At 66.5% G+C, this 22,154-nt stretch carries 24 protein-coding genes and 2 tRNA genes; 16 read left to right on the forward strand and 10 right to left on the reverse strand.

Annotation, left to right across the window (positions count from 1 at the left end):
• Nucleotides 1–85 precede the first annotated feature (85 nt).
• From hemC to QT382_RS00700, 6 genes are all read left to right on the forward strand, one after another.
• The gene (hemC, locus tag QT382_RS00675; protein ID WP_289252127.1) at nucleotides 86–1,021 is read left to right on the forward strand and encodes a hydroxymethylbilane synthase; all 936 of its coding nucleotides are present in this window, start codon (nucleotides 86–88) and stop codon (nucleotides 1,019–1,021) included.
• A 19-nt stretch (nucleotides 1,022–1,040) separates the two neighbouring features.
• A complete protein-coding gene (locus QT382_RS00680) occupies nucleotides 1,041–1,799 on the forward strand; it encodes a uroporphyrinogen-III synthase (RefSeq protein ID WP_289252128.1) in 759 nt (252 codons plus the stop codon).
• Between the two features lie 26 nt (nucleotides 1,800–1,825).
• Nucleotides 1,826–2,926 carry a uroporphyrinogen-III C-methyltransferase gene (locus QT382_RS00685; RefSeq protein ID WP_289252129.1) on the forward strand — a complete coding sequence of 367 codons (1,101 nt, stop codon included), beginning with the start codon at nucleotides 1,826–1,828 and terminating at the stop codon, nucleotides 2,924–2,926.
• Between the two features lie 9 nt (nucleotides 2,927–2,935).
• Nucleotides 2,936–4,186, forward strand: coding sequence for a heme biosynthesis protein HemY (locus QT382_RS00690; RefSeq protein WP_289252130.1), 1,251 nt, complete (start codon nucleotides 2,936–2,938; stop codon nucleotides 4,184–4,186).
• Nucleotides 4,187–4,269: 83 nt separating this feature from the next.
• Nucleotides 4,270–4,346, forward strand: a tRNA-Arg gene (locus tag QT382_RS00695).
• Between the two features lie 84 nt (nucleotides 4,347–4,430).
• Nucleotides 4,431–4,507 (forward strand) — tRNA-Arg (locus tag QT382_RS00700).
• Nucleotides 4,508–4,565: 58 nt separating this feature from the next.
• On the opposite strand, the gene QT382_RS00705 is transcribed toward QT382_RS00700, so the two are convergent.
• Nucleotides 4,566–5,630 carry a CaiB/BaiF CoA transferase family protein gene (locus QT382_RS00705; protein WP_502929800.1) on the reverse strand — a complete coding sequence of 355 codons (1,065 nt, stop codon included), beginning with the start codon at nucleotides 5,628–5,630 and terminating at the stop codon, nucleotides 4,566–4,568.
• A gap of 140 nt (nucleotides 5,631–5,770) precedes the next feature.
• Here QT382_RS00705 and greB point away from each other — a divergent pair, with 140 nt between their 5' ends.
• Nucleotides 5,771–6,331, forward strand: a complete 561-nt coding sequence (gene greB / locus QT382_RS00710) for a transcription elongation factor GreB (RefSeq protein ID WP_289252132.1) — start codon at nucleotides 5,771–5,773, stop codon at nucleotides 6,329–6,331.
• 9 nt (nucleotides 6,332–6,340) lie between these two features.
• Here the strand turns inward: greB and QT382_RS00715 are convergent, their stop codons facing one another.
• The 4 genes from QT382_RS00715 to QT382_RS00730 form a co-directional block, all read right to left on the reverse strand.
• Nucleotides 6,341–8,611: a RelA/SpoT family protein gene (locus tag QT382_RS00715; protein ID WP_289252133.1), complete on the reverse strand. Its 2,271-nt coding sequence runs from the start codon at nucleotides 8,609–8,611 to the stop codon at nucleotides 6,341–6,343.
• 111 nt (nucleotides 8,612–8,722) lie between these two features.
• The gene (rpoZ, locus tag QT382_RS00720; RefSeq protein WP_124452325.1) at nucleotides 8,723–8,926 is read right to left on the reverse strand and encodes a DNA-directed RNA polymerase subunit omega; all 204 of its coding nucleotides are present in this window, start codon (nucleotides 8,924–8,926) and stop codon (nucleotides 8,723–8,725) included.
• A 22-nt stretch (nucleotides 8,927–8,948) separates the two neighbouring features.
• Nucleotides 8,949–9,569, reverse strand: coding sequence for a guanylate kinase (gene gmk, locus QT382_RS00725; RefSeq protein ID WP_289252134.1), 621 nt, complete (start codon nucleotides 9,567–9,569; stop codon nucleotides 8,949–8,951).
• Nucleotides 9,570–9,587: 18 nt separating this feature from the next.
• Complete coding sequence (locus QT382_RS00730) at nucleotides 9,588–10,499, reverse strand: YicC/YloC family endoribonuclease (protein WP_289252135.1); 912 nt, start codon at nucleotides 10,497–10,499, stop codon at nucleotides 9,588–9,590.
• A 31-nt stretch (nucleotides 10,500–10,530) separates the two neighbouring features.
• Between QT382_RS00730 and QT382_RS00735 the strand changes: the two genes are divergently transcribed.
• From QT382_RS00735 to hemW, 5 genes are all read left to right on the forward strand, one after another.
• Entirely contained in the window at nucleotides 10,531–11,499 is a 969-nt protein-coding gene (locus QT382_RS00735) for a serine/threonine protein kinase (RefSeq protein WP_289252136.1), read from the forward strand.
• A complete protein-coding gene (locus tag QT382_RS00740) occupies nucleotides 11,496–12,416 on the forward strand; it encodes a PP2C family protein-serine/threonine phosphatase (RefSeq protein WP_289252137.1) in 921 nt (306 codons plus the stop codon). The genes QT382_RS00735 and QT382_RS00740 overlap by 4 nt, the downstream gene beginning before the upstream one ends.
• Nucleotides 12,417–12,468: 52 nt before the next feature.
• A complete protein-coding gene (gene rph / locus QT382_RS00745; RefSeq protein WP_289252138.1) occupies nucleotides 12,469–13,203 on the forward strand; it encodes a ribonuclease PH in 735 nt (244 codons plus the stop codon).
• Between the two features lie 5 nt (nucleotides 13,204–13,208).
• Complete coding sequence (gene rdgB, locus QT382_RS00750; protein ID WP_289252139.1) at nucleotides 13,209–13,814, forward strand: RdgB/HAM1 family non-canonical purine NTP pyrophosphatase; 606 nt, start codon at nucleotides 13,209–13,211, stop codon at nucleotides 13,812–13,814.
• A gap of 74 nt (nucleotides 13,815–13,888) precedes the next feature.
• Entirely contained in the window at nucleotides 13,889–15,100 is a 1,212-nt protein-coding gene (gene hemW / locus QT382_RS00755; RefSeq protein ID WP_289252140.1) for a radical SAM family heme chaperone HemW, read from the forward strand.
• Here the strand turns inward: hemW and QT382_RS00760 are convergent.
• Entirely contained in the window at nucleotides 15,057–15,989 is a 933-nt protein-coding gene (locus QT382_RS00760) for a LysR substrate-binding domain-containing protein (RefSeq protein ID WP_289252141.1), read from the reverse strand. The genes hemW and QT382_RS00760 overlap by 44 nt on opposite strands.
• Before the next feature lie 304 nt (nucleotides 15,990–16,293).
• Here QT382_RS00760 and QT382_RS00765 point away from each other — a divergent pair, with 304 nt between their 5' ends.
• On the forward strand, nucleotides 16,294–16,656 hold the full coding sequence (locus QT382_RS00765; RefSeq protein WP_289252142.1) for a nuclear transport factor 2 family protein: 363 nt from the start codon (nucleotides 16,294–16,296) through the stop codon (nucleotides 16,654–16,656).
• Between the two features lie 15 nt (nucleotides 16,657–16,671).
• Here the strand turns inward: QT382_RS00765 and QT382_RS00770 are convergent, their stop codons facing one another.
• From QT382_RS00770 to QT382_RS00780, 3 genes are read right to left on the reverse strand one after another with little or no spacing between them, the layout of a single operon-like run.
• The gene (locus tag QT382_RS00770; protein WP_289252143.1) at nucleotides 16,672–17,760 is read right to left on the reverse strand and encodes a protein-glutamate methylesterase/protein-glutamine glutaminase; all 1,089 of its coding nucleotides are present in this window, start codon (nucleotides 17,758–17,760) and stop codon (nucleotides 16,672–16,674) included.
• A gap of 30 nt (nucleotides 17,761–17,790) precedes the next feature.
• Nucleotides 17,791–18,459, reverse strand: coding sequence for a chemoreceptor glutamine deamidase CheD (gene cheD, locus QT382_RS00775; protein WP_289252144.1), 669 nt, complete (start codon nucleotides 18,457–18,459; stop codon nucleotides 17,791–17,793).
• A gap of 37 nt (nucleotides 18,460–18,496) precedes the next feature.
• Nucleotides 18,497–19,351: a CheR family methyltransferase gene (locus tag QT382_RS00780; protein WP_289252145.1), complete on the reverse strand. Its 855-nt coding sequence runs from the start codon at nucleotides 19,349–19,351 to the stop codon at nucleotides 18,497–18,499.
• A 196-nt stretch (nucleotides 19,352–19,547) separates the two neighbouring features.
• Between QT382_RS00780 and QT382_RS00785 the strand changes: the two genes are divergently transcribed.
• From QT382_RS00785 to QT382_RS00795, 3 genes are read left to right on the forward strand one after another with little or no spacing between them, the layout of a single operon-like run.
• On the forward strand, nucleotides 19,548–20,273 hold the full coding sequence (locus QT382_RS00785) for a GGDEF domain-containing protein (RefSeq protein ID WP_289252146.1): 726 nt from the start codon (nucleotides 19,548–19,550) through the stop codon (nucleotides 20,271–20,273).
• A complete protein-coding gene (locus tag QT382_RS00790) occupies nucleotides 20,270–21,073 on the forward strand; it encodes a MinD/ParA family protein (protein WP_289252147.1) in 804 nt (267 codons plus the stop codon). The genes QT382_RS00785 and QT382_RS00790 overlap by 4 nt, the downstream gene beginning before the upstream one ends.
• A 10-nt stretch (nucleotides 21,074–21,083) precedes the next feature.
• Nucleotides 21,084–21,473 (forward strand): group II truncated hemoglobin, encoded by a 390-nt coding sequence (locus QT382_RS00795; RefSeq protein ID WP_289252148.1) that lies wholly within the window; start codon nucleotides 21,084–21,086, stop codon nucleotides 21,471–21,473.
• Nucleotides 21,474–21,488: 15 nt separating this feature from the next.
• Here the strand turns inward: QT382_RS00795 and QT382_RS00800 are convergent, their stop codons facing one another.
• Nucleotides 21,489–22,139, reverse strand: a complete 651-nt coding sequence (locus QT382_RS00800; protein WP_289252149.1) for a hypothetical protein — start codon at nucleotides 22,137–22,139, stop codon at nucleotides 21,489–21,491.
• Nucleotides 22,140–22,154: the final 15 nt, after the last annotated feature.

The raw sequence follows: 22,154 nt of genomic DNA on the forward strand, positions 1-22,154 counted from the left end.
TGCACCGCAGCAATCGAATTTCTGCGCGAGCCTTCGTCAATGCGGGGTCCGGGCTTGCCCTAGGCGGGCTGCTAGCATCCTGGCCATGACCGATACCGTAGTGATCGCCACCCGGGAAAGCCGGCTGGCGTTGTGGCAGGCCGAGCATGTGAAGGCCCTGCTGGAAGCCCGCGGCCTGGCCGTGAGCCTGCTGGGCATGACGACGCGCGGCGACCAGATCCTGGACCGTACGCTGTCCAAGGTCGGTGGCAAGGGCCTGTTCGTCAAGGAGCTGGAAGCCGCGCTGGAAGAGGGCCGGGCCCAGCTGGCCGTGCACTCGCTGAAGGACGTGCCCATGGAGCTGCCCGAGGGCTTCGAGCTCGCGGCCATCCTGGAACGCGAGGATCCGCGCGACGCCTTCGTCTCCAACGACTACGCCAGCCTGGCCGAACTGCCGGCCGGCGCCGTGGTCGGCACCTCCAGCCTGCGCCGCGTCGTCCAGGTCAAGGCCATGCGGCCCGACCTGAAGGTGGAGCCGGTGCGCGGCAACCTCGACACCCGGCTGCGCAAGCTGGATGAGGGCGGTTACGCAGCCATCGTGCTGGCGGCTGCTGGCCTCAAGCGGCTGGGGCTGGGCCACAGGATCAGGGCCCTGTTCGAGGTCGACCAGATGATTCCCTGCGCCGGTCAGGGCGCGCTCGGCCTGGAACTGCGGGCCGATGCCGGCGTACTCAAGCAGCAGCTGGCGGCCCTCATCGACCGGCCGACCTGGCTGGCCACGCAGGCCGAACGTGCGGTTTCGCGGGCCCTGGGTGGCAGCTGCAGCATGCCGCTGGCCGCTCATGCCCGGTGGCAGGGCGACATGCTTCAGCTGGCGGTGGCGCTGGGCCATCCCGAGCAGCATGAGCTGCCCTTGCTCAAGGCGCAGTTCGAGGCCGTCGTCGCCGACGAGACCTCAGCTCGCGCGCTGGGCCAGCAAGCGGCCGACGCCTTGCGAGCCCAGGGCGGCCAGGCCTATCTCGCGGCCGCTGCCGCCGCCTGAGGGCAGCGGGACTCAAGCCATGCGCCTGGTGCTGACCCGGCCTCGGCCTCAATGTGCGGACTGGCTGGCGCGGCTGGCCGCACAGGGCGTCGATGCCGTGGCCCTGCCACTGATTGCCATCGAGCCGGGTGAGGATGCGAGCGCAGCCTCGAGGGCCTGGGCCCGTTTGCCTGAGGCGGCGCTGGCGATGTTCGTCAGCCCGAATGCCGTCGAGCATTTCTTTGCCGCCCGGCCACAGCAGCAGGACTGGCCGGCGGCGACTCTGGCTGTGACGGTTGGCCCAGGCAGCGCGCAGGCCCTGTTGCAGGCGGGTGTGCCGGCATCGCTGCTGCGTCAACCGCCGGCCGATTCGGAGAGCTTCGACTCCGAGCATCTCTGGCCCTTGCTCAAGGATCTCGACTGGCAGGGCCGGCTGGCCCTGATGCTGCGAGGCGAGGGCGGACGCGACTGGCTGGCCGAACGGCTGCAGGAGCGGGGTGCCCGGGTCGAGGCCTTCAATATCTATCGGCGCAGTTGTCCGCGCTTGAATGCCGACGAAACGCAGCTGCTTGAGCAGATAGGCGCCGAGCCGGTAGACCACGTCTGGCTGTTCAGCAGTTCGGAGGCGATCCACAACCTGGCGACGCTGGGATTCAGGCCTTCGCCGCAGAGCCTGGCCATTGCCACACATGCCCGAATTGCCGAGACCGCAAGCCGGCTCGGATGGCCTCGTGTCGCATCGGCGCGACCCGATGCCGCGGCTGTCGCCCAAGCCTGGCGCAGCCTGCTTTCCCGCTGAGGGCCACCCCTACAATCGTTCGAACCGTGAGCGACAACGACAACACCCTCGCCGCCGAGAGCGCGCCCGCCGCGCCGCCGGCCAAGCCTATTCCCTGGTCCCAACTGGCTTTTGGCGCCGTGGCCGTCCTGGCCGTGGCTGGTCTTGGCATGGCCTGGTTCAGCCACAGCCGGCTGCAGATGCTGGAACGCGAGCTGGTGAGCCGCCAGGCCAGCAGCCAGGGCGAGGCCAGCGAGGCCAGGGCCCAATCGCGTCAGGCTCAGGAGTTGAGCCGCGATACGGCGGCCAAGGTGGCATTGCTGGATGCTCGCCTGGCCGAGGTGGCGTTGCAGCGCAGCCAGCTGGAAGAGCTGATCCAGTCGATGTCGCGTTCGCGCGATGAGAACGTGATCGGCGACATCGAGGCCTCGATCCGCGTGGCGCTCCAGCAATCGGCCATCACCGGCAGCGCCGAGCCGCTGGTATCGGCGCTGCGCCAGGCTGATGAGCGCCTTGCTCGCAACAAGCAGCCCCGCATGGAAGGCGTACGTCGCGCCGTGGTCCGTGATCTGGACCGGGTGAAGTCGGTCAGCGTCGTCGACGTGGCCACGCTTGCAATCAAGCTGGACGAAGTGGCTCGCCTGCTCGACGAGCTGCCGCTGCTTGCCAGCGCAGACAAGTCCGACGCGCAGCAACAGGTGCGCGACCGTCGAGTAGCCAAGCCCGCGGCCAAGCCGGCATCGGGCAACAAGGCGGCCGACTCCTCTTGGTGGGATACCGCCAGCGAACGCTGGCAGGAGGCCTGGGGCCTGGTCTGGAACGAGACCCGCAGCCTGATCCGGGTGACCCGTGTCGAGCATCCGGAAGCCATGTTGCTGGCGCCCGACCAGCGCTTCTTCCTGCGCGAGAACCTCAAGCTGCGTCTGCTCAACGCAAGGCTGGCCCTGCTGAGCCGTCAGTACGACTCGGCCCAGGCCGACCTGCGCGACGTGCAGGGCCTGCTGGAGCGCTATTTCGATTCGCAGTCTCGCAAGGTTGGCGTGGCGACCGAGCTGCTGCGCCAGGTCCAAGGCCAGGCACGCCAGGTCGTGCTTCCGCGCCCCGATGACACGCTGGCTGCGCTGACAGCAGCCGTGCCCGGTCGCTGAGGAGCAGCGATGCGTGGCGTGATCTGGCTGATCCTGCTGTTCGGCGTGGCTGTGATTGCCGCCTTGACCCTGGGCAGCAACGACGGACTGGCAAGCTTCTACTGGAACGGCTGGCGACTGGACCTGTCGCTGAATTTGTTCCTGCTGCTGTTGCTGGGCAGCTGCTTTGCCGTGGTCACGCTGATCAACACGATCAGCTCGCTGACCAGTTTGCCGCGCCGGGCTCGCGAGTGGCGCGTGGCCCAGCGGGACCGCAGCGCGCAGGGTGCCTTGCGCGAGGCCTTGGCGGAGTTCTTCGGCGGTCGCTACGGGCGCGCCCAGAAGGCTGCGCAGAAGGCAGTCAACATCAACGCCCAGACCTCGGAACTGAGCCAGGAGGGCGGCTTCCTGGCGCTGAGCCATCTGCTGGCTGCTCAGAGCGCGCACAGGCTGCAGGACCGGCGTCGCCGTGATGAACAACTGCAGCAGGCCATGGACTTGGTGCGCAGCCAAAGCTCGGCCCGTGTGGTCGAGGACGGTGCACGCCTGCTGGCCGCCGAATGGGCGCTGGACGACAGGGATTCGAACCGTGCCCTGGATCTGCTGGCCGACCTGGGTCCAGGCCTGGCCCGTCGGACCCAGGCCTTGCGGCTGAAGCTGCAGGCGCAGCGGCAGGCGGGACAATCGCTTGAAGCGCTCCGCACGGCGCGCCTGCTGGCCAAGCACCAGGGCTTTTCCAAGCTGGCGGCCCAGGGGCTGCTGCGTTCACTCGCCATCGAGGCGCTGGAAGCGGCGCGGGACGGCGACCAGCTTCGCATGGTCTGGCAGCAACTCGACCAGGCGGATCGTCGGGACGCCTTTGTCGCCGCCCGTGCAGCCCATGTGGCCGCGTCTTTGGGCGCACCGGAAGATGGCCGCGGCTGGCTGCGCCCGTTCTGGGAGCAGATAGGCGAGCAGTCCTCGGCTGACGAACGTGCAGCACTGGCCGAGGCGCTGGTCATGGCCTTGCCCGGCCTGGGTCCGGAGTGGCTGCAGCGCCTGGAATCGGCGCAGCAGCGCTGGCCGCGTGACGCCTTCATCAGCTATGCCCTGGGTCATGCGCTGGCCGAACGTCAGCTTTGGGGCAAGGCGCGATTGATACTTGAGCAGGTTTGCGAAGACCGCAGCCTGCCCGTTGCGGCGCGCCGCCGCAGCTGGCTGGCGCTGGCGCAACTTGCGGGCAATGATGGAGACATGGAGCGCCGCGCTCGCTGCCATGAGGCGGCGGCCTTGGTTCAGTAGGGACCCGATTGCGGCCAGGATTGATGAATCCTGCGGTTTTCTTGCTGAGGCTTCGAAAATCGGGTTAGAATGCAAGGCTTCGGGCGGCTGTAGCTCAGTTGGATAGAGTACTTGGCTACGAACCAAGGGGTCGTGGGTTCGAATCCTGCCAGCCGCACCAGAATACCGGGAGAGAATAAGAAAAATCAGCGGGCCAATTGAAGCTCGCGAGCCAGATGAGAGTCCGGCTCACTGACAAGTTAATGCGGCTGTAGCTCAGTTGGATAGAGTACTTGGCTACGAACCAAGGGGTCGTGGGTTCGAATCCTGCCAGCCGCGCCAAACAAGAAGAAACGGCAAGAGGCCAGCGAGAAATCGCTGGCCTCTTTGCTTTTTTGGCTCAGTCGCCATTGCTGGCCGCGGCAATTTGCGTGTCGGCCAATCCCAGCGAGCGAAGCAATTCCACCGTGTCTCGGCCAGGCTCTGGAGATGGCCCTGGCGTCCGCGGTGGTGTGTGCGAGAAACGGGGCGCCGGCGCCGGCTGGGTTTTTCCATTGACTTGCACGAAGTTGCCGCGGGCCTGCTGATGCGCGTGCATCGGCGCTTCCGCCATCGTCAGCACCGGGGCGAAGCAGGCGTCGCTTCCTTCCATCAGTTCGCACCATTCCTTGCGAGTCTTTTCCCTGACCCGCGCCGCGACGCGTTCGCGCAGGTCTGGCCAATCCACGAAGCGGTATTGACGCGCCGGGTCCACGTCATCGAGCCCCAATCGGGTCAACAGCTCACGGTAGAACGGCGGCTCGATGGCGCCCAGGCTCACGAAGAGGCCGTCGGCGCATTCGAAGCAGTCATAGAAAGGCGATTGGTGCAGGAAGAAGTTGCGCGCCGGATCGTCGCCCCACACGCCGCTTCCACGCAGCGAGTGCACCAGGCCTGAGAGCAGGCCGACGCCGTCGATCATGGCGGCGTCGACGACCTGGCCGCGTCCCGACCGCTTGGCCTCCAGCAAGGCGCAGACGACGCCGAAGGCCAGGAACATGGCGCCGCCCGCCATGTCCCCGATCATGGTTGCCGGCAGCGTAGGCGGCTCGCCCGGGCGAGAAGCGATGCTGGAGACGCCAGTTAGCGCGACATAGTTGATGTCGTGCCCAGCCGCCTGTGCCAGCGGACCGGTCTGGCCCCAGCCGGTGACGCGGCCATAGACCAGGCGTGGATGCTCGGCCTCGAAGGCTGCCGGCCCCAAGCCCAGCCGTTCCATGACGCCGGGTCGGTAGCCCTCGATCAGCGCGTCGCTGCTGCAGATCAGGCGTCTGGCGGCTTCCAGGCCGGCTTCGTTTTTCAGGTCGAGACAGACTGAGCGCTTGCCACGATTCATCGCTCCGCCGCCACCCAGGGTTCGCAGCGCCGCGGGTCTCTCGATCACGATGACCTCGGCCCCCATGTCGGCCAGCAGCATGCCGGCCATGGGGCCGGGGCCTATGCCTGCGAACTCGATGATGCGAAGGCCGGAAAGAGGTCCATTGCTCATTTGGCTTTGGCGAGTTCAAGCGCGCAGCGCTTGGGCCTCACTCTGGATTACTGGTTCAGGGCGCCACAATACAGGGCATGAACAAGGCCTTCACGAAGGAAAACGATAGCGAGGACGACGAGGATGGCGTTTCAATGCGTCCGCTGCCGCAAGGCACGCGCAACTACATGACTCCGCAGGGCTATGCGCGGCTTCGTGCCGAATTCATGGAATTGCTGGATGTGGAGCGGCCAAAGATCGTCGAGACCGTGTCCTGGGCGGCCAAGAACGGCGATCGTTCCGAGAACGGTGACTATCTGTATGGCAAGAAGCGGCTGCGCGAGATCGACCGCCGCTTGCGCTTCCTGACCAAGCGCCTGGACATTGCCGAGGTGGCCGATCCCAGCCTGCATCATGGCAGCGACCAGATCTTCTTCGGCGCCACGGTCACCTATGCCAATGCCAGGGGCGAGGAGCGGACCATCACGATCAAGGGCATAGACGAGTCGGATAGCCTGGCCGGCGAGGTGTCCTGGGTGTCGCCCATCGCGCGGGCCTTGCTGAAGTCCCGCGAGGGTGACGAGGTTCAGCTGATGACGCCGGGCGGGCTGGAGACTCTGGAGGTCATCGAGGTCCGCTACCCCGAGCCCGGCCATTGAGCCGCTCCGTCAGGCGCCGGGTTTGATGCGCCAGACCCGCAGCACGGAGGTGCTGCGCTTGAGCGTGCGCAACACGTCGGCCAGATGCAGGCGGTCCCGTACCGAGAGCAGCAGGCTCATCTCGGCCGTTTCGTGCGACTGCGGATCATCGGCCATCGAGATATGCGTGATGTCGGCCTCCGCGCTGCTGACGGCCGACGCCACCTGGGCCAGCACGCCCTTGGCATTGGTGAGCAGCAGGCCCACGGCGGCCTCGAAGGGGCGGCTCAGCTCCTCGGCCCAGGCCACGGCAATCCAATGCTCGGCGTCGCGCTGGAACAGCCGGCGACCGACCTGGCATTCAGCCGTGTGGACCACCAGGCCTTCGCCGCGGCCCAGGTAGCCCTTGATGTCGTCGCCCGGGATAGGGCGGCAGCAGGTGGCCAGGCGCACCGAGGCGCCTTCGCTGCCGTCTATGGTCACCATGCCCTGGGCCGGCGCATCGTCGGTGGCAAAACGGCCCAGCGTCAGCGTGACCGCGTCGGGCCGCTCACCCTGTTCGGCCAGCATGCGTGCCAGCTTCTTGGCCACGATGGTGGCGATCTTTCGACCCAGGCCGATCTCGGTCAGCAACTCGTCCATGTGGCGGTTGCCGGCCCAGCGGGCCAGTTGCTGCCAGAGCTGGGAGGCTTGTTGGTTCTCGGGATCGCGGCTGGGCAGGGCCAGGCCTTCGGCTCTTAGCGCCTGGGCCAGCATCTTCTGGCCCAGCTCGCGCGACTCTTCCTGCTCCAGGTTCTTGAGGAAGTGCCGGATCTTGGAGCGGGCCCGGCCGGTGCGCACGAAGCTGAGCCAGGCCGGGTTGGGGCGCGCGCTTTCGGCCGTCACGATCTCGATCACGTCGCCGCTGTGCAGCTCGGTGCGCAGTGGCACCGGCTCGCCGTTGATCTGCGCCGCCACCGTGTGGTCGCCCACGTCAGAGTGGATCGCATAGGCGAAGTCCACCGGCGTGGCTCCGCGCGGCAGGGCCATGATCTTGGACTTGGGCGTGAACACGTAGACCGCGTCAGGGAACAGGTCGATCTTGACGTGTTCGAGGAACTCGTTGGCGTCGCGGGTCTCGTCCTGGATGTCCAGCAGCGACTGCAGCCAATGCGCACCCAGCTGCTGTGCATGCTGGCTGTTGCTCTTGTACAGCCAGTGCGCGGCGACGCCTTTCTCGGCCACCATGTGCATGGTCTCGGTGCGGATCTGGAACTCCACCGGCGTGCCCAGTGGGCTGACCAGCGTCGTGTGCAGCGACTGGTAGCCGTTGGGCTTGGGGATGGCGATGTAGTCCTTGAAGCGGCCCGGCTGCGGCTTGTAGAGCTGGTGCAGCACGCCCAGCGCCAGGTAGCAGTTGGGCAGGTCGCCGACGATGATGCGGAAGCCGAAGATGTCGCTGACCTGGGCAAAGCTCAGGTGCTTGTCGCGCATCTTCTTGTAGATCGAGTACAGCGTCTTCTCACGGCCCTGGATCTCGACCTTGAGCTCCGATTCGCCGAAGGCCTTGAGCACATCTCGCTCTATGCGCGAGACCAGGTCGCGCCGGTTGCCGCGCGCCTTGGCGATGGCCTTGCTCAGTGCCGAATGCCGCCACGGGTGGATGAACTTGAACGAAAGCTCCTGCAGCTCGCGGTAGATCTCGTTCAAGCCCAGCCGGTGGGCGATGGGCGCGTAGATGTCCAGCGTCTCGCGGGCAATGCGCCTTTGCTTGACGGCGGCCATGGCCTCCATCGTGCGCATGTTGTGCAGCCGGTCGGCCAGCTTGATCAGGATGACCCGCACGTCGCGGGCCATGGCCAGCAGCATCTTGCGGAAGGACTCGGCCTGCGATTCCTCCTTGGTCGAGAACTGCAGCTTGTCCAGCTTGGTGAGTCCGTCGACCAGTTCGGCGGTCGGCGCCTCGAAGCGCTCGATCAGCTCGGACTTGGTAATGCCGCAGTCTTCCATCGCATCGTGCATCAGCGCAGCCATGATGGCCTGCACGTCCAGCCGCCATTCGGCGCAGATGCCGGCCACCGCGATGGGATGGGTGATGTAGGGCTCGCCGCTGGCCCGCAGCTGGCCCAGATGGGCCTCGTCGGCGAACTTGTAGGCCTCACGGACCCGCTTGATGTCCGCCTTGCTGAGGTAGGACAGGCGGTGGACCAGCGCGTCGAAGCTGGCGGCCTCGGCCGGGGTCGGCTCGGGCTGGCTGCGCAGGACCGCCAGGCCGGTCAAGGCGGCAGGCAGTCGGGCGGCGGCAAATGATCGGAAACCCATGCGGGGAATTTACCTGAACAATCCGGCCCGGCCGGGCAAGGGGGCGATGCCCTGCGCCCCAATAACGACAACGGGCGCCCGAAGGCGCCCGTGGCAGGGAAGGTGGGTCGCTTAGACCGGGACCTTGCGCAGCATTTCGATGCCGACTTCACCGGCCGCAATCTCGCGCAGGGCGGTCACGCCCGGCTTGTTCTTGCTTTCGATCTTGGGCGTGTGGCCCTGGCTCAGCATGCGGGCGCGGTAGGTCGCGGCGAGCACCAGCTGGAAGCGGTTGGGGATCTTGGTCAGGCAATCTTCGACGGTGATGCGGGCCATGTTTGCGGTTCCAGTTCGGTGTTCAGGGGAGATCTAGGGCGCGGAAGACGGCAGAGCGGTTCCGGCGCTGAGCGGCGTATTTTAGCCGCTGTGCGTGGACGATGGCTTTCAGGTCGAAAAGAGCGGTCTCGAACACCGCGTTGACGACCACGAAATCGAAGTGCTGGGCCTGCGCCACTTCCACCTTGGCATTGCTCATGCGGGTGGCGATCACCTCCGGTTCGGTGTCGCCACGGCGGTTCAGGCGCTGCTTCAGCTCCTCCCAGCTCGGCGGCAGGATGAAGATCAGCACGGCATAGGGGAAGAGCTGCTTGATCTGCAGCGCGCCCTGGTAGTCGATCTCCAATACCACGTCCTCGCCATCGGCCAGGCGCTTCTCAATGCCGGCGCGCGACGTGCCGTAGAGATTGCCGTGGACCTCGGCCCATTCGAAGAAGTCGCCGTGGGCGACCTTCGCACGGAATTCGTCGGCGCTGATGAACCAGTATTCGCGGCCATCCTGCTCCTGGCCGCGGGGGGCGCGCGAGGTGTGAGAAATGGAAACCGCCAGCTTGGAGTCCAGCTCCAGCAGCGCCGTCACCAGACTCGACTTGCCGGCGCCGCTGGGCGCGGCGACGACGAAAAGATTGCCGGGGTATTCCATGGTGCGCCTCCCTGGGCCTTATTCGATGTTCTGAACCTGCTCGCGCAACTGCTCGATCGCGACCTTCATCTCGACCGAGATATTGGTCAGCTCGATGGCGGCCGACTTGGAGGCAAAGGTGTTGGCTTCGCGCAGCAGCTCCTGGATCAGGAAATCCAGGCGCTTGCCCAGCTCGCCACCCTTTTTGAGCAGGCGGCTGATCTCGTCCAGATGGGCGCGCAGCCGGGCCAGCTCTTCGGCCACGTCGATGCGGATGGCGTAGGCCGTGGCTTCGTTCAGGGCCCGTTCGCGCGAGGCTTCCTCGGAGACCGCTTGCGGCGAGCCGGTAGCGGCGAGGGCCTCGGACCAGCGCTCCAGGAAGCGTTGCTGCTGCTTCTGGACCACCTCGGGCACCAGGGGCTCGGCCTGGGCGGCCAGCTCTCGCAGCCGGGAAACCCGTTCCATCAGCACGGCGACCAGCTTTTCGCCCTCGCGTTCGCGGGCTTCCAGCAGGCCAGACACGCAGCGGCGGGCGGCATCCAGCGTGGGTTCGTCCAACTTTTCGGCCGTACCGCCGCTCTTGCACCAGTGCAAGGCCTCCTGGACGCTCAGAGGCCGGCCCTTCGGCAGCCAGGTCGTCACAGTGGCTTCGAGCTGGGCCAGTCGATTGAGCTGTTCGGGCTGGGGTTGGGGCCAGGCGTTGTCCGCCTCGCGCTGGGTATTGATGCGCAGCTCGACCTTGCCGCGCTTGATGCCGGCGGCCACAAGCTCGCGCAGGGCCGGTTCCAGGCCGCGGAGCTCCTCGGGCATGCGCATCGAGAGGTCGAGAAAACGCCCATTGACCGATCGCAACTCGACGGTCACGCTGGCGTTTGAAGTGGGCCCAGTTTCAGAGTGTGCGGAGGGCTGCGCCGTGGCAGAGGCGTAGCCCGTCATGCTATAGACTGGCATCAAGCATTCGGTAAGCAAAGCAAACGCGATTATGTCAAAGCCCAAACCGGCGCCCTTGCCCGCAGGAACGGTGGTCGGGGGCTATCAGATCATCAAGAGGCTGGCGGCTGGCGGCTTCGGGGTGGTTTACCTGGCCGAGGATCCCGAGCACCACCTGGTTGCGCTGAAGGAATATCTGCCTTCCTCGCTGGCCGAGCGTTCACCGGGCGAGTTGACACCGCGCGTCAAGCCCGAGAAGCAGCCGCTGTACCGACTTGGCCTCAAGAGCTTCTTCGAAGAAGGCCGCTCGCTTGCGCAGATCTCGCACCCCAGCGTCGTCTCGGTGCTGAACTTTCTGCGCGAGAACGAAACCGTCTACATGGTGATGAACTACCTGCAGGGCGACACCCTGCAGGACTTCATCGTCACCGCGCGCGACATGAAGCGCGACAAGGTGTTCCGCGAGTCCACCATCCGCAGCCTGTTCGACGAGATCCTGCGCGGCCTGCGCATCGTCCACCAGCACAAGATGCTGCACCTGGACATCAAGCCGGCCAACATCTTCATCACCAACGACAACAAGGCCGTGCTGCTGGACTTCGGCGCGGCTCGCGAGGTGCTGAGCAAGGAAGGCAACTTCATCCGCCCGATGTACACGCCCGGCTTTGCCGCGCCCGAGATGTACCGCCGCGACGGCACGCTGGGCCCCTGGACCGACATCTACGCCATCGGCGCCTGCATCTATGCCTGCATGCAGGGCTATCCGCCCAACGATGCGCCGCAGCGCATCGAAAAGGACCGCCTCAGCCTGAGCCTGTCGCGGCTGCGCAATGTCTACTCGGACAACTTGATCGAGGTGACCGAGTGGTGCATGTCGCTAGACCCGCTCTCGCGCCCGCAGAGCGTGTTCGCGCTGCAGAAGGAGCTGGGCCGGGAGACCGAGCGCCGCTACACCAAGCTCAGCTTCAGCGAGCGGCTCAAGCTGCAGCTCGAAAACCTCAAAGCCGGGGCCAAGGCGTGAGATTCAGCGTCTACCAGGTCAGCAGACGCGGGGGACGAGAGAAGAACGAAGACCGCATGGGCTACTGCTACACCCGCGAGTCCGGGTTGTTTGCGGTGGCCGACGGCATGGGCGGCCATCCCGAGGGCGAGGTCGCTTCGCAGCTGACGCTGCAAACCATGGCCCTGGAGTTCCAGCGCGACGCCAAGCCTTCGCTGGCGGATCCGAACAGCTATCTGGCAAACGCCGTGCTGGCGGCGCACAACCAGCTGCTGCGCTACGCCGGCGAGCGCAAGCTACCGGACACGCCGCGGTCCACCGTCGTGGCCTGCGTGATCCAGGGCAACAAGGTGTTCTGGGCCCATTGCGGCGATTCGCGGCTCTACCTGGTCCGCGGCGGCCGCCTGGTGGCGCGGACCCGCGACCATTCCTACAGCGAACTGCAGGATGCATTGGGCCGGCTCACGCCGACCACCGAGCGCTTCAACCGCAATGTGCTGTTCACCTGTCTCGGCAGCCCGGGCAAGCCCATGGTCGACCTGCACGGCCCCATGGTGCTGGAGACCGGCGACCGCCTGCTGCTGTGCTCGGACGGGCTCTGGGGTGCGGTGTCCGACGAGGACATCACCCGGCACCTGGGTTCGCGCCAGGTGACCGACTCGGTGCCCGACCTGGTCGAGCTGGCGCTGAGGCAGGGCGGGCCGCGCTGCGACAATGTCACCGCCGTGGCAGTCGAGTGGGAAGGTTTCGACGAGGTGGAAGAGCCCAGCGACTCCTCGCTGTCCACCGAGGTGCTGAGCGACGAGGACTTCGCCACGACCATCCAGCAGGCCGATGCCGCTGCCGACCGGCCGCAAGACCTCGACGAGGCCGAGATCGAGCGCTCGGTGCGCGAGATCCAGGACGCGATCCAGCAGCGCTCGGCCAAGAAGAAGTAGTTGTAGCTTTCAAGGCGGCCCCAGGGCTGCTTTCATTTCCAAGGATTCCCCCATGAGCGATACCCAGCAGCAGCGCGCCGATGGCCGCGCGGCCGATGCCCTGCGCCCCGTGCGCATCACCCGCAACTACACGCGCTATGCCGAGGGTTCGGTGCTGGTCGAGTTCGGCCATACCAAGGTGCTGTGCACGGCTTCGGTCGAAGAAAAGGTTCCGCCGCACAAGCGCGGTTCGGGCGAAGGCTGGGTGACGGCCGAGTACGGCATGCTGCCGCGCGCCACCCACACCCGCGGCGACCGCGAGGCCGCCCGCGGCAAGCAGAGCGGCCGCACGCAGGAGATCCAGCGCCTGATCGGCCGCTCGCTGCGCTGCGTGTTCGATCTCTCGCAACTGGGCGAGCGCACCATCGCCATCGACTGCGACGTGCTGCAGGCCGACGGTGGCACCCGCACTGCCGCCATCACCGGCGCCTTCGTCGCTGCACAGGATGCGGTGAACTGGCTGAAGGCCCAAGGAAAGATCACGACCTCGCCGATCCGCGATGCCGTGGCCGCCATCTCGGTCGGCATCGTCAATGGCACGCCGCTCTTGGACCTGGAATACACCGAGGACTCGGCCTGCGACACCGACATGAACGTGGTGATGACCGGCAGCGGCGGCTTTGTCGAACTGCAGGGCACGGCCGAGGGCGTGGCCTTCAGCCGCGCCGAGATGAACGCGCTGCTGGACCTGGCCGACAAGGGCATCCGCGAGCTGCTGGCCGCCCAGCAGGCTGCACTGAAGGCTTGAAGCGCATGAAGCTGGTCCTGGCGTCCAACAACGAGAAGAAGCTCAAGGAACTGCAGGCCCTGTTCGCGCCGCTGGGCGTCGAGCTGGTGACCCAGGGCTCGCTGGGCATTCCCGAGGCCGAGGAGCCTTTCCACAGCTTCGTCGAGAACGCGCTGACCAAGGCCCGACATGCGGCCAAGGCCAGCGGCCTGCCGGCGCTGGCCGACGATTCCGGCCTGGCTGTCGAGTCGCTGGGCGGTGCGCCGGGCGTGCTGTCGGCCCGCTATGCGACGCTGTTCGGCCGACCCAAGAGCGATGCCGAGAACAATGCCGTGCTGCTGGAGAAGCTGTCCGGCGTCGAGAACCGCGCCGCACGTTTCGTCTGCGCGCTGGTCGCCGTTCGCTCGGCCGACGATCCGGAGCCCCTGGTCGCAATGGGCCGCTGGCAGGGCGAGATCCTGGCCTCGCTGCAAGGCGAGGGCGGCTTCGGCTACGACCCCTTGATGTTCATTCCCCCGCTGGGCCGCAGCGTGGCGCAGCTGGGTGCCGAAGAGAAGAACCGCCTGAGTCATAGAGCCTTGGCCTCGGTCGATCTGGTGAAGCAAATGCGCGAGGTCTGGCATCTTGGCTGATATGACGCCCCCACGTCCGCTTCGCGGCCTGCCCCCCGAAGGGGCGCAGCCATGCCTTGGGGCGGCCCTGCGCCATGGCTGACGTCATCAAGCTGATGCGTGCAGGCCAGCTCTCGCTGCCGGCCTTGCCGCCATTGGCCCTGTACGTGCACCTGCCCTGGTGCCTCCGCAAATGTCCGTATTGCGACTTCAATTCGCATGAGTGGCGACAGGGCGGCGAGCTGCCGGCCGATACGGCGCGTCAGTACATCGCCGCACTGCGGGCCGATCTGGAGGCGGCGCTGCCTTTGATCTGGGGCCGGCCGGTGGTCAGCATCTTCATCGGCGGCGGTACGCCCAGCCTGTTCGCGCCGGAGCAGATAGGCGAGCTGATCTCTGATCTGCGAGCCCGGCTGCCGCTGGAGCCCGGTTGCGAAATCACGCTGGAGGCCAACCCCGGCACCTTCGAGCGTGAGCGCTTCAAGGGCTTCCGCGACGCCGGTGTCACGCGGCTCTCCATTGGCGTTCAGAGCTTCGACGATGCCCAGCTCAAGCAGCTCGGCCGTGTCCACAACGCAGGCCAGGCCAAGGCTGCGATTGCCGAGGCAGCCTCGGCCTTCGAGACCTTCAACATCGACCTGATGTATGCGCTGCCCGGGCAGACGCTCGAAGAGCTGGGCCATGAGCTGGACCAGGCCCTGGCCTTCGACCCACCGCACCTCTCGGTCTACCACCTCACCATCGAGCCCAACACGCGTTTTGCCATCGACACGCCGGCGAACCTGCCCGACCCGGACCTGGCCAGCGAAATGCTGGACCTGATCACCGAGCGCACCGGCGTCAGCGGTCTGCAGCGCTACGAGGTCTCGGCCTATGCGCGTCCCGGCCATCGCTGCGGCCACAACCTGAACTACTGGCAGTTCGGCGACTACCTCGGCATTGGTGCCGGCGCCCACAGCAAGCTGAGCTTTCCGCATCGCATCCTGCGCCAGGTGCGCTGGCGCGAGCCGGCCACCTACATGCAGAAGGCGCTCGAAGGCCAGGCCATGTCGAACGAGAACGAGGTGGCGGCGGCCGAGCTGCCGTTCGAGTTCATGCTCAATGCGCTGCGCCTCGTCGAAGGCGTTCCTCTGGTCAGCTACTTGGAGCGAACAGGCCTAGGCGCTACCAGCATCACGCGGGCATTGGAGCAGGGCAGGACCAAGGGACTGCTGGTCGACGATGTGGCGCGCCTTGCCGCCACGCCGCGCGGCTTTGACTTCCTCAGCGATCTGCAGGCGCTGTTTCTCGCGCCGGACTCCCGCTGAGCGCGGCGCGCGACTGCGCGATCTCCGACTTCAGCCAGTCGCAGAAGGCGCGTAGCGCCGGATCGTCCCTGAGCGCTGGCGGATAGACCAGGTGGTAGCTGCGCTGTTCGTTGTCGAGCATGCAGGGGGCGGACAGCCGCACCAGCCGACCATCGAGCAGCGCATCGGCGGCCAGCAGTTCGCGGCACAGCGCAATGCCCATGCCTTGCTCGGCCGCCTGCAGCAACAGACCCGCGTCGTTGAAGCTGGCCACCGGTGTCACGCGTTGCGGTGAGCCTGCGGCCTCGAACCAGCTCATCCATAGCGCTGCGTCGCCCAACAGCATTTCGCCGGCCAGTTGGGCCGGCGGTGCACCGATCAGCCGGTGGGCCAGGCCGGGCGCTGCCACCGGCAGGAATGGTGATTCGAACAGGGCCTCGTTGACCATGCCGGTCCAGGGCCCGCGCCCCTGGCGCAAGGCCAGATGGAAGCCCTCGCGCTCCAGGTCGACCAGTTGCTGTGAGGCATGCAGCTCCAGAGCGATCTCAGGATGGCGTGCCGACCAGCGGCCCAGGCGTGGCATCAGCCAGCGCTGTGCGAACGAGGGCAGCACCGTCACGCGCAGGCTGCGCTGTGCCTGTCCATGCATGGCGGCAGCAGCCTGCAGGGATTGCTCCAGTTCGGCATAGGCCCGTTCGACGCCGGCCAGCAGGGTATGGCCGGCGGCATTGAGCCGAATGCGCCGGCCCTGGCGTTCGAACAGCTCGAAGCCGAGCTGGGTTTCCAAAGCGCGGATCTGCTGGCTCACGGCGCTGTGCGTCAGGAACAGCTTTTCGGCGGCGGCCCGCAGGTTTTCGGCCTGGGCGGCTGCACGGAAGGCAGCCAGGTATTGAAGCGGCAGGCGGATCATGTTGGATAGATTGGCTAACCAAGATGGCAAGGATAAAGCGTTTGTTTGCGCGTCGCTGGGTAAATACGATGACCAGCAACAGGAGGCCGACCATGAACCCTTGCATCACCTGCCCCAAGAGAGCCACCCAGCCGGCCACGCTGACGCCGACGCTGCTGGTGGTCGTTCTGGCGCTGATTTCGGCCTTGCTGCTGGCCGGCCAGGCCCAGGCGCTGACCGACAGCAGCTACGAGATGCAGATCGCCAGGGTCGACCGCCAGGAACTCTTGTTGAACCCACCCGCCTACGAGGAGAAGACCGCCCCATGTCCAGTGCCAGCCCCGAGCAAGTCGTCCAAGCCCAGCTCGACGCCTACAACGCCCGCGACCTGCAAAGCTGGCTCGGCACCTATGCCGAAGACGCCAGCCAGTACGAGTTACCCGGTCGGCTGCTGGCGTGTGGCCATGCAGCCATGGGTGAAAGAATCGCCGTCCGCTTCTGCGATCCTCGCCTGCAGGCTAGGCTGATCTCGCGCACCGTGGTCGGCCACACGGTGGTCGACCACGAAGAGGTCCATCGCGAGTACCCGCGCGGCTTCGGCCGCGCGGAACTGCTGGCGATCTACGAGGTCAGGGACGGGCTGATCCGCTCGGCCAGCTTCGCCTTCGGTGAGCCGAAATACGACTGAAGACAGTCGCCGCGCCTAGACGCGATTCAGCGACATGCCTGCGGTGCTGCGCAGCCGCTCGATCAGGCGAGGTGCGATCTGGTTCAGCGGCAGCACTTCATCGGCCGCACCGGCCGCGATCGCCTCGCGCGGCATGCCGAACACCACGCAGCTCTGCTCGTCCTGGCAGAAGTTGTAGGAGCCGGCGTCCTTCATCACCTTCATGGCCCTGGCGCCATCGGCGCCCATGCCGGTGAGCATGATGCCCAGCGCATTCGGGCCGACGACACGGGCAGCGGACAGGAACAAGGTCTCGACCGAGGGCTTGTGGCGGTTGACCGGCTCGCCGTCCTGCACGCGGGCGATGTAGTTGGCGCCCGAGCGTTCGACGCTGAGGTGCAGGCCGCCCGGCGCGATGTAGCCGTGGCCGGGCAGGATGCGCTCGCCGTCCACCGCCTCCTTGACGCGGATCTTGCACAGGCCGTCCAGCCGCGCCGCATAGCTCTTGGTGAAGCCCGGTGGCATGTGCTGGGTGATCACCACGGCCGGGCAGTCGGCCGGCAGGTTGACCAGCACGTCCTTGGTGGCCTCGGTGCCACCGGTGGAGGCGCCTATGAAGATGATCTTCTCGGTCGAGAGTCGGCCGATGCTGGCCACGGTGATCGGCTTGGCCGCTGCCGGCGCACCCGGCGCAGCGGCCGGCGGCGCCACATGGCGGCGCACATGGGCCTTGGCGGCGATGCGGATCTTTTCGGTGATCTCGTCGGCCAGCTGGCGGATGCCGTCGGCCACGCCGATCTTGGGCTTGGCCACGAAGTCCAGCGCGCCCAGTTCCAGGGCCTTGAGCGTCACCTCGGCGCCGCGCTCGGTCAGCGTGGACACCATCACCACGGGCATGGGCCGCAGCCGCATCAGGCGCGACAGGAAATCGAGCCCGTCCATGCGGGGCATCTCGACGTCCAGCGTGATCACGTCGGGGTTGAGGTTGCGGATCATCTCGCGCGCCACCAGCGGGTCGCTCGCGGCGCCAATGCACTGCATGTCCGGCTGACGGTTGATGATCTCGGTGAGGATGCTGCGCACCAGGGCAGAGTCGTCAACGACGACGACGGTGGTCTTGGCCATTTTCTTTCTCTCTTTGCTGCTTGACGCGGCTCAAAACAGGTCGACGGAGCCCCCGGTGGCCACAACCGGCTGGGCTTTCTGGGCGGCGGCCTTGTCCTGCTGGACCAGGGCCTCGGTGTTCGTGGGCGCCAGGCGCTTGACCATGGCCTTGCCGCTCTGCGGCAGGAAGCAGACCTTGCGCGGATAGACGTCCATCACGTCCTTGGACACGATGGGGATGCGCTCCAGCTTCAGGAAGTCGATCACGAAGTTGGTGTTGCGCTCGCCGACGTTGATGGTGTTCATGCCGGCGATCACCGCGCCGCCGCCGAAGATCTTGGCTTCCATGCGGCCCTTGGACGCGCCGCGCTTCATCATCTCGTTGATCAAGAGTTCCATCGCGAACGAGCCGTAGCGGCCCGAGTCGCCCGTGCCTTCGGGCAGCATGAAGTGGTTCATGCCACCGATCTGCGCATGGCGGTCCCACAGGCAGGCGGCGATGCAGGAGCCCAGCGTGGTCATCACCAGGATGTCCTCGTTATCGACGAAATACTCGCCGGGCAGGATCTTGACCGCCGCGTTCTTGAAATGCGCGTCGTAGAAGAAGAACGAGGCCTCGCCCTGCTTGCGCGGCATTGCCTTGAGCTGGGCCACGCGGGCCGCGCCGGCCCCGCCGAGGATGGAGCTGCCGCTGATGGCAGAGGTCTGGGGCGTGCTCATCTAGTGGGTCCCGACAGGTTCTTGTTGGAGGCGCGGCTCAGACGCGCTCGTAGATGGTCTTGCCGCGCAGGCGGAACAGGTCCTTGGACTCGGTGAAGTTCTCCGAATGACCGACGAAGAGCAGGCCGCCGGGCTTCATCACCCGATGAATCCTCTCCAGCACCTTGCGCTGGGTGGGCGCGTCGAAGTAGATCATCACGTTGCGGCAGAACACGATGTGAAAAGGGTCGCCCAAAGACCATTGCGTGTCCATCAGGTTCAACGTGCGGAACTCGATGCCCCGTGCCAGCTCGGGCTTGATCCGGATCTTGCCTTCGTTGGCGCCGGTGCCCTTGAGGAAGAAATTGCGCAGCCGCACATGGTTCAGTCCGCGCGAGTCGGCGTTGTAGACGCCGCGCCGCGCCGTGTTCAGAACGTTGGTGTCGATGTCGCTGCAGACCAGCTGCACCGGCGTGCCCGAGCCGAGGGCTTCCTGGCAGGTCATGGCGATGGAGTAGGGCTCTTCACCCGTGGACGCCGCACAACACCAGATGCGCACAGGCCGGGCGTTCAGCGCCTTCAGGTCCTCGGCCAGCGCGTGGAAGTGATGGTCTTCGCGAAAGAACGACGTCAGGTTGGTGGTCAGGCAGTTGACGAACTCCTGCCACTCGGCGGCGCCCTGGGGTCCGCTGCTCTGTTCCAGCCATTGCAGGTACGCCGCGAAGCTGCGGTGGCCGGTGTCGCGCAGGCGGCGCGAGAGCCGGCTGTAGACCATGGCCTGCTTGCCCTCGTGCAGGCTGATGCCGGCGTGCTGGTAGATCAGATGACGGACCCGGTCAAAGTCGGCCTTGCTGAAGCTGAACTCGTGGTCGATCGACTCGGCAGAGGACGATGCGTTCGGGGCAGCGGGCATTGGGGGACTCGGTGACTTGGTATTGCTCTTGCGGTCCGGCGGACGCTGTCGGGCGAATAGCAGGTATTCTGCCCCCAAGCCAGTCCCTTGGGCCCCCGCCCGGATGAGTGAAACTGAGGCTTGAATCACGACTCGTTTCCCTCCATGCTGCCGGCTGCCGCGCTGCTAGACTGCCGCGACACGCAAAAAGAGCGCCTTGAACACCCCCGTCCCGTCCCCGCTGATCGATGCCCGCCAACTGGCGCTCGACACCGCCTTGCAACTGTTGCAGCAGGCCGGCGCCTATTTGCCGGAAGCGGAGCCCTACAGCGCCGAATGGCTGCAAGGGGTGCTCGACGCTCTGTGCGATCTCTCAAGCAAGGATGCCCTGACCGGCCTTGTCAACCGCCGGAGCTTCGAGATGGCGATGGCCCGCGAAATCGACCGCGTGGCCCGATCGGGCGAGCCTGCCCTGCTGCTGGTGCTGGACATCGATCACTTCAAGGCGGTCAACGATACCCATGGCCATGCGGCCGGCGACCTGGTGATCCAGGCCGTATCGAGGGCGATCAGCGACGTGGTGCGGCCCATGGACACGGTGGCCCGTGTCGGCGGCGAAGAATTCGCCATCATCCTTCCCAACTGCCCCAGCAGCTTTGGCCAGACCGTGGCCGAGCGCATGCGCGAGCAGGTGGCCAGACTGCCAGTCGAAGTGGCGCCCGGCAAGAGCATCAGCGTGACGATCAGCGTCGGCGGTGCCTTTGCGCCGCAATGGGTGCGCTCCTCGTCGCTGCTGTGGATGGAGCGGGCCGACCGCCAGCTCTACCGGGCCAAGGCCGAGGGGCGCAACCGCACCTGCATGGAAGCGCAGATGGAGTCGCTGGTGAGCGCCGAGGAAAAAGGCATGTTGTTTGCTGCGACGCAGCTTCAGGACAGTGAATGAGCACGACCGCTAACCCCGCCGCGCCCGTCCGCCCCGCTCGTGGTGGCGGAGCCCGCACGCTGGCCGTGACCAGCGGCAAGGGTGGCGTCGGCAAGACCTTCGTCACGGCCAATCTGGCCGCGGCCCTGGCCGCCCGCGGCGAGCGGGTGCTGGTGCTCGATGCCGACCTGGGTCTGGCCAACATGGATGTGGTGCTCAACCTGCATCCCAAGCTGACCCTGCACGACGTGTTCACCGACAAGGCCACGCTGGAGCAGGCCATCCTGCCGGCGCCTGGCGGCTTCTCGGTGCTGCTGGCCGGCTCGGGCATGGTCGAGTACTCGCGGCTCACGCCCGAGGTGCGCGACCGCCTGCTGGCCATCGTCGACTCGGTCAAGCCGCGCTTTGACTGGGTGCTGCTGGACACCGGCGCCGGCATCTCGGACGTGGTGCTGTTCGCTGTCTCGCTGGCCACCGACGTGATGGTGGTGGCCACGCCCGAACCCACCTCGCTGACCGACGCCTACGCCACCATCAAGGTGCTGGCCACGCAGCAGGACCGCCGCCAGGTCGGCCTGCTGGTCAACCAGGCCTCGCGCCTGGGCGAAGGCCGGGTGATCTGCGGCCAGCTGCAGCAGGTGCTGCAGCGCTTTGTCGGCAGCCAACCGGGCCAGCCCTTCCGGCTCGACCTGCTGGGCGAGGTCCGCAACGACGCCACCGTGCGCCAGGCCGTGCTCAAGCGCCAGCTGCTGCTGGAGCAGTACCCGGGCAGCGAGGCCGCGCAAGGCATCAAGGCGCTGGCCAACCGGCTGCTGACCTGAGCGCTGCTTGATGAGCGAGGGGTCTCCGGCCAGCGCCTTCGACTGGGTGGGCGGCGAGCGCGCCGTCCGCGACCTCGTCGACCGCTTCTACGACCTGATGGACCTGGAGCCGGCCTATGCTGCGCTGCGGTCCATCCATCCGCCATCGCTGGAAGGCTCGCGAGACAAGCTGTTCTGGTTCCTGTGCGGCTGGCTAGGCGGGCCGGACCACTACATCGAGCGTTTCGGCCATCCGCGGCTGCGGGCTCGCCATCTGCCTTTCCGCATCGGCATTCGCGAGCGCGATCAGTGGATGGAATGCATGCGCCGGGCCATGCTTGAGTGCGAACTCGACCCGGCGCTGCAGGAGCGGCTGGACGCCGCTTTCATGAACACCGCGGACTGGATGCGGAACGTCTAGCCCGCGGTCGCTGCCTCAGTCGACCTTGATGTTGAAGTCCTGCTCGAAGCGGTGCTCGCCCGGGCATTCATAGGTGTCGCGCAAGGCATTGGCGATGGAGGTCTGCAGCTGGCGCCGGGTCTTGCCGTCCACCGCGCCGCTCATCAGCTGGAACTCGGTGGACACGACGCGCCCGCCTTGCACGGTGGCCAAGACACGGAACAGCGCCTCGCCGCTCCAGTTCACCGAGGGCAGGTCGGGCCGGCCCATGCGCGTGCAGATGCTTCGGGGCGAGACCACGTTGCTTGAGGCCTTCGCCGGCTGCTGGACCGCGGCCTGGTGCGTGCTGCCAACCGGCGTGCCTTGCTGCTCGGTGCTCGGCGGGTGGTAGGGCTGAAACGTGGGCTTGGACTCGGTGGGCGGCTGCACCTCGAAGATCGGCGGGTCGATGAGGGTGATCGTGGGCTGCACCAGGGTCTTGGTCGGATCGGCCAGCTTGACCACCTGCGTTGGCGGCTCGGGCTTTTTGGGCTCTTCGATGGGGATGTACTTGGTCGGCTCGGGCTTCTTGTCTGACACCACACGCTGGAAGGCGCTTGTCAGGCCGGCGATCATCAGGGCGTGGACCAGGACCACGACGCCGACGCCGGTGAAGCGCGATGGGCCTTGCTTCTGGATCATGTTCATTGCTTGCTCCTTGCG

Origin of the sequence: Pelomonas sp. SE-A7, from assembly GCF_030345705.1 — a bacterium.
Taxonomy (GTDB): Bacteria; Pseudomonadota; Gammaproteobacteria; order Burkholderiales; family Burkholderiaceae_C; genus JAUASW01.

Excerpts from the sequence above, each read along its gene's own strand:
- hemW (WP_289252140.1), top strand. The coding sequence starts at position 13,889 with ATGGCTGACGTCATCAAGCTGATGCGTGCAGGCCAGCTCTCGCTGCCG.
- QT382_RS00770 (WP_289252143.1), bottom strand. The coding sequence starts at position 17,760 with ATGGCCAAGACCACCGTCGTCGTCGTTGACGACTCTGCCCTGGTGCGC.
- hemC (WP_289252127.1), top strand. The coding sequence starts at position 86 with ATGACCGATACCGTAGTGATCGCCACCCGGGAAAGCCGGCTGGCGTTG.
- QT382_RS00705 (WP_502929800.1), bottom strand. The coding sequence starts at position 5,630 with ATGGCCGGCATGCTGCTGGCCGACATGGGGGCCGAGGTCATCGTGATC.
- QT382_RS00780 (WP_289252145.1), bottom strand. The coding sequence starts at position 19,351 with ATGCCCGCTGCCCCGAACGCATCGTCCTCTGCCGAGTCGATCGACCAC.
- rph (WP_289252138.1), top strand. The coding sequence starts at position 12,469 with ATGAGCGATACCCAGCAGCAGCGCGCCGATGGCCGCGCGGCCGATGCC.
- QT382_RS00800 (WP_289252149.1), bottom strand. The coding sequence starts at position 22,139 with ATGAACATGATCCAGAAGCAAGGCCCATCGCGCTTCACCGGCGTCGGC.
- QT382_RS00760 (WP_289252141.1), bottom strand. The coding sequence starts at position 15,989 with ATGATCCGCCTGCCGCTTCAATACCTGGCTGCCTTCCGTGCAGCCGCC.
- QT382_RS00795 (WP_289252148.1), top strand. The coding sequence starts at position 21,084 with ATGAGCGAGGGGTCTCCGGCCAGCGCCTTCGACTGGGTGGGCGGCGAG.
- QT382_RS00680 (WP_289252128.1), top strand. The coding sequence starts at position 1,041 with ATGCGCCTGGTGCTGACCCGGCCTCGGCCTCAATGTGCGGACTGGCTG.
- QT382_RS00715 (WP_289252133.1), bottom strand. The coding sequence starts at position 8,611 with ATGGGTTTCCGATCATTTGCCGCCGCCCGACTGCCTGCCGCCTTGACC.
- QT382_RS00765 (WP_289252142.1), top strand. The coding sequence starts at position 16,294 with ATGTCCAGTGCCAGCCCCGAGCAAGTCGTCCAAGCCCAGCTCGACGCC.
- gmk (WP_289252134.1), bottom strand. The coding sequence starts at position 9,569 with ATGGAATACCCCGGCAATCTTTTCGTCGTCGCCGCGCCCAGCGGCGCC.
- rdgB (WP_289252139.1), top strand. The coding sequence starts at position 13,209 with ATGAAGCTGGTCCTGGCGTCCAACAACGAGAAGAAGCTCAAGGAACTG.
- greB (WP_289252132.1), top strand. The coding sequence starts at position 5,771 with ATGAACAAGGCCTTCACGAAGGAAAACGATAGCGAGGACGACGAGGAT.
- QT382_RS00690 (WP_289252130.1), top strand. The coding sequence starts at position 2,936 with ATGCGTGGCGTGATCTGGCTGATCCTGCTGTTCGGCGTGGCTGTGATT.
- QT382_RS00790 (WP_289252147.1), top strand. The coding sequence starts at position 20,270 with ATGAGCACGACCGCTAACCCCGCCGCGCCCGTCCGCCCCGCTCGTGGT.
- QT382_RS00730 (WP_289252135.1), bottom strand. The coding sequence starts at position 10,499 with ATGCCAGTCTATAGCATGACGGGCTACGCCTCTGCCACGGCGCAGCCC.
- rpoZ (WP_124452325.1), bottom strand. The coding sequence starts at position 8,926 with ATGGCCCGCATCACCGTCGAAGATTGCCTGACCAAGATCCCCAACCGC.
- QT382_RS00735 (WP_289252136.1), top strand. The coding sequence starts at position 10,531 with ATGTCAAAGCCCAAACCGGCGCCCTTGCCCGCAGGAACGGTGGTCGGG.
- cheD (WP_289252144.1), bottom strand. The coding sequence starts at position 18,459 with ATGAGCACGCCCCAGACCTCTGCCATCAGCGGCAGCTCCATCCTCGGC.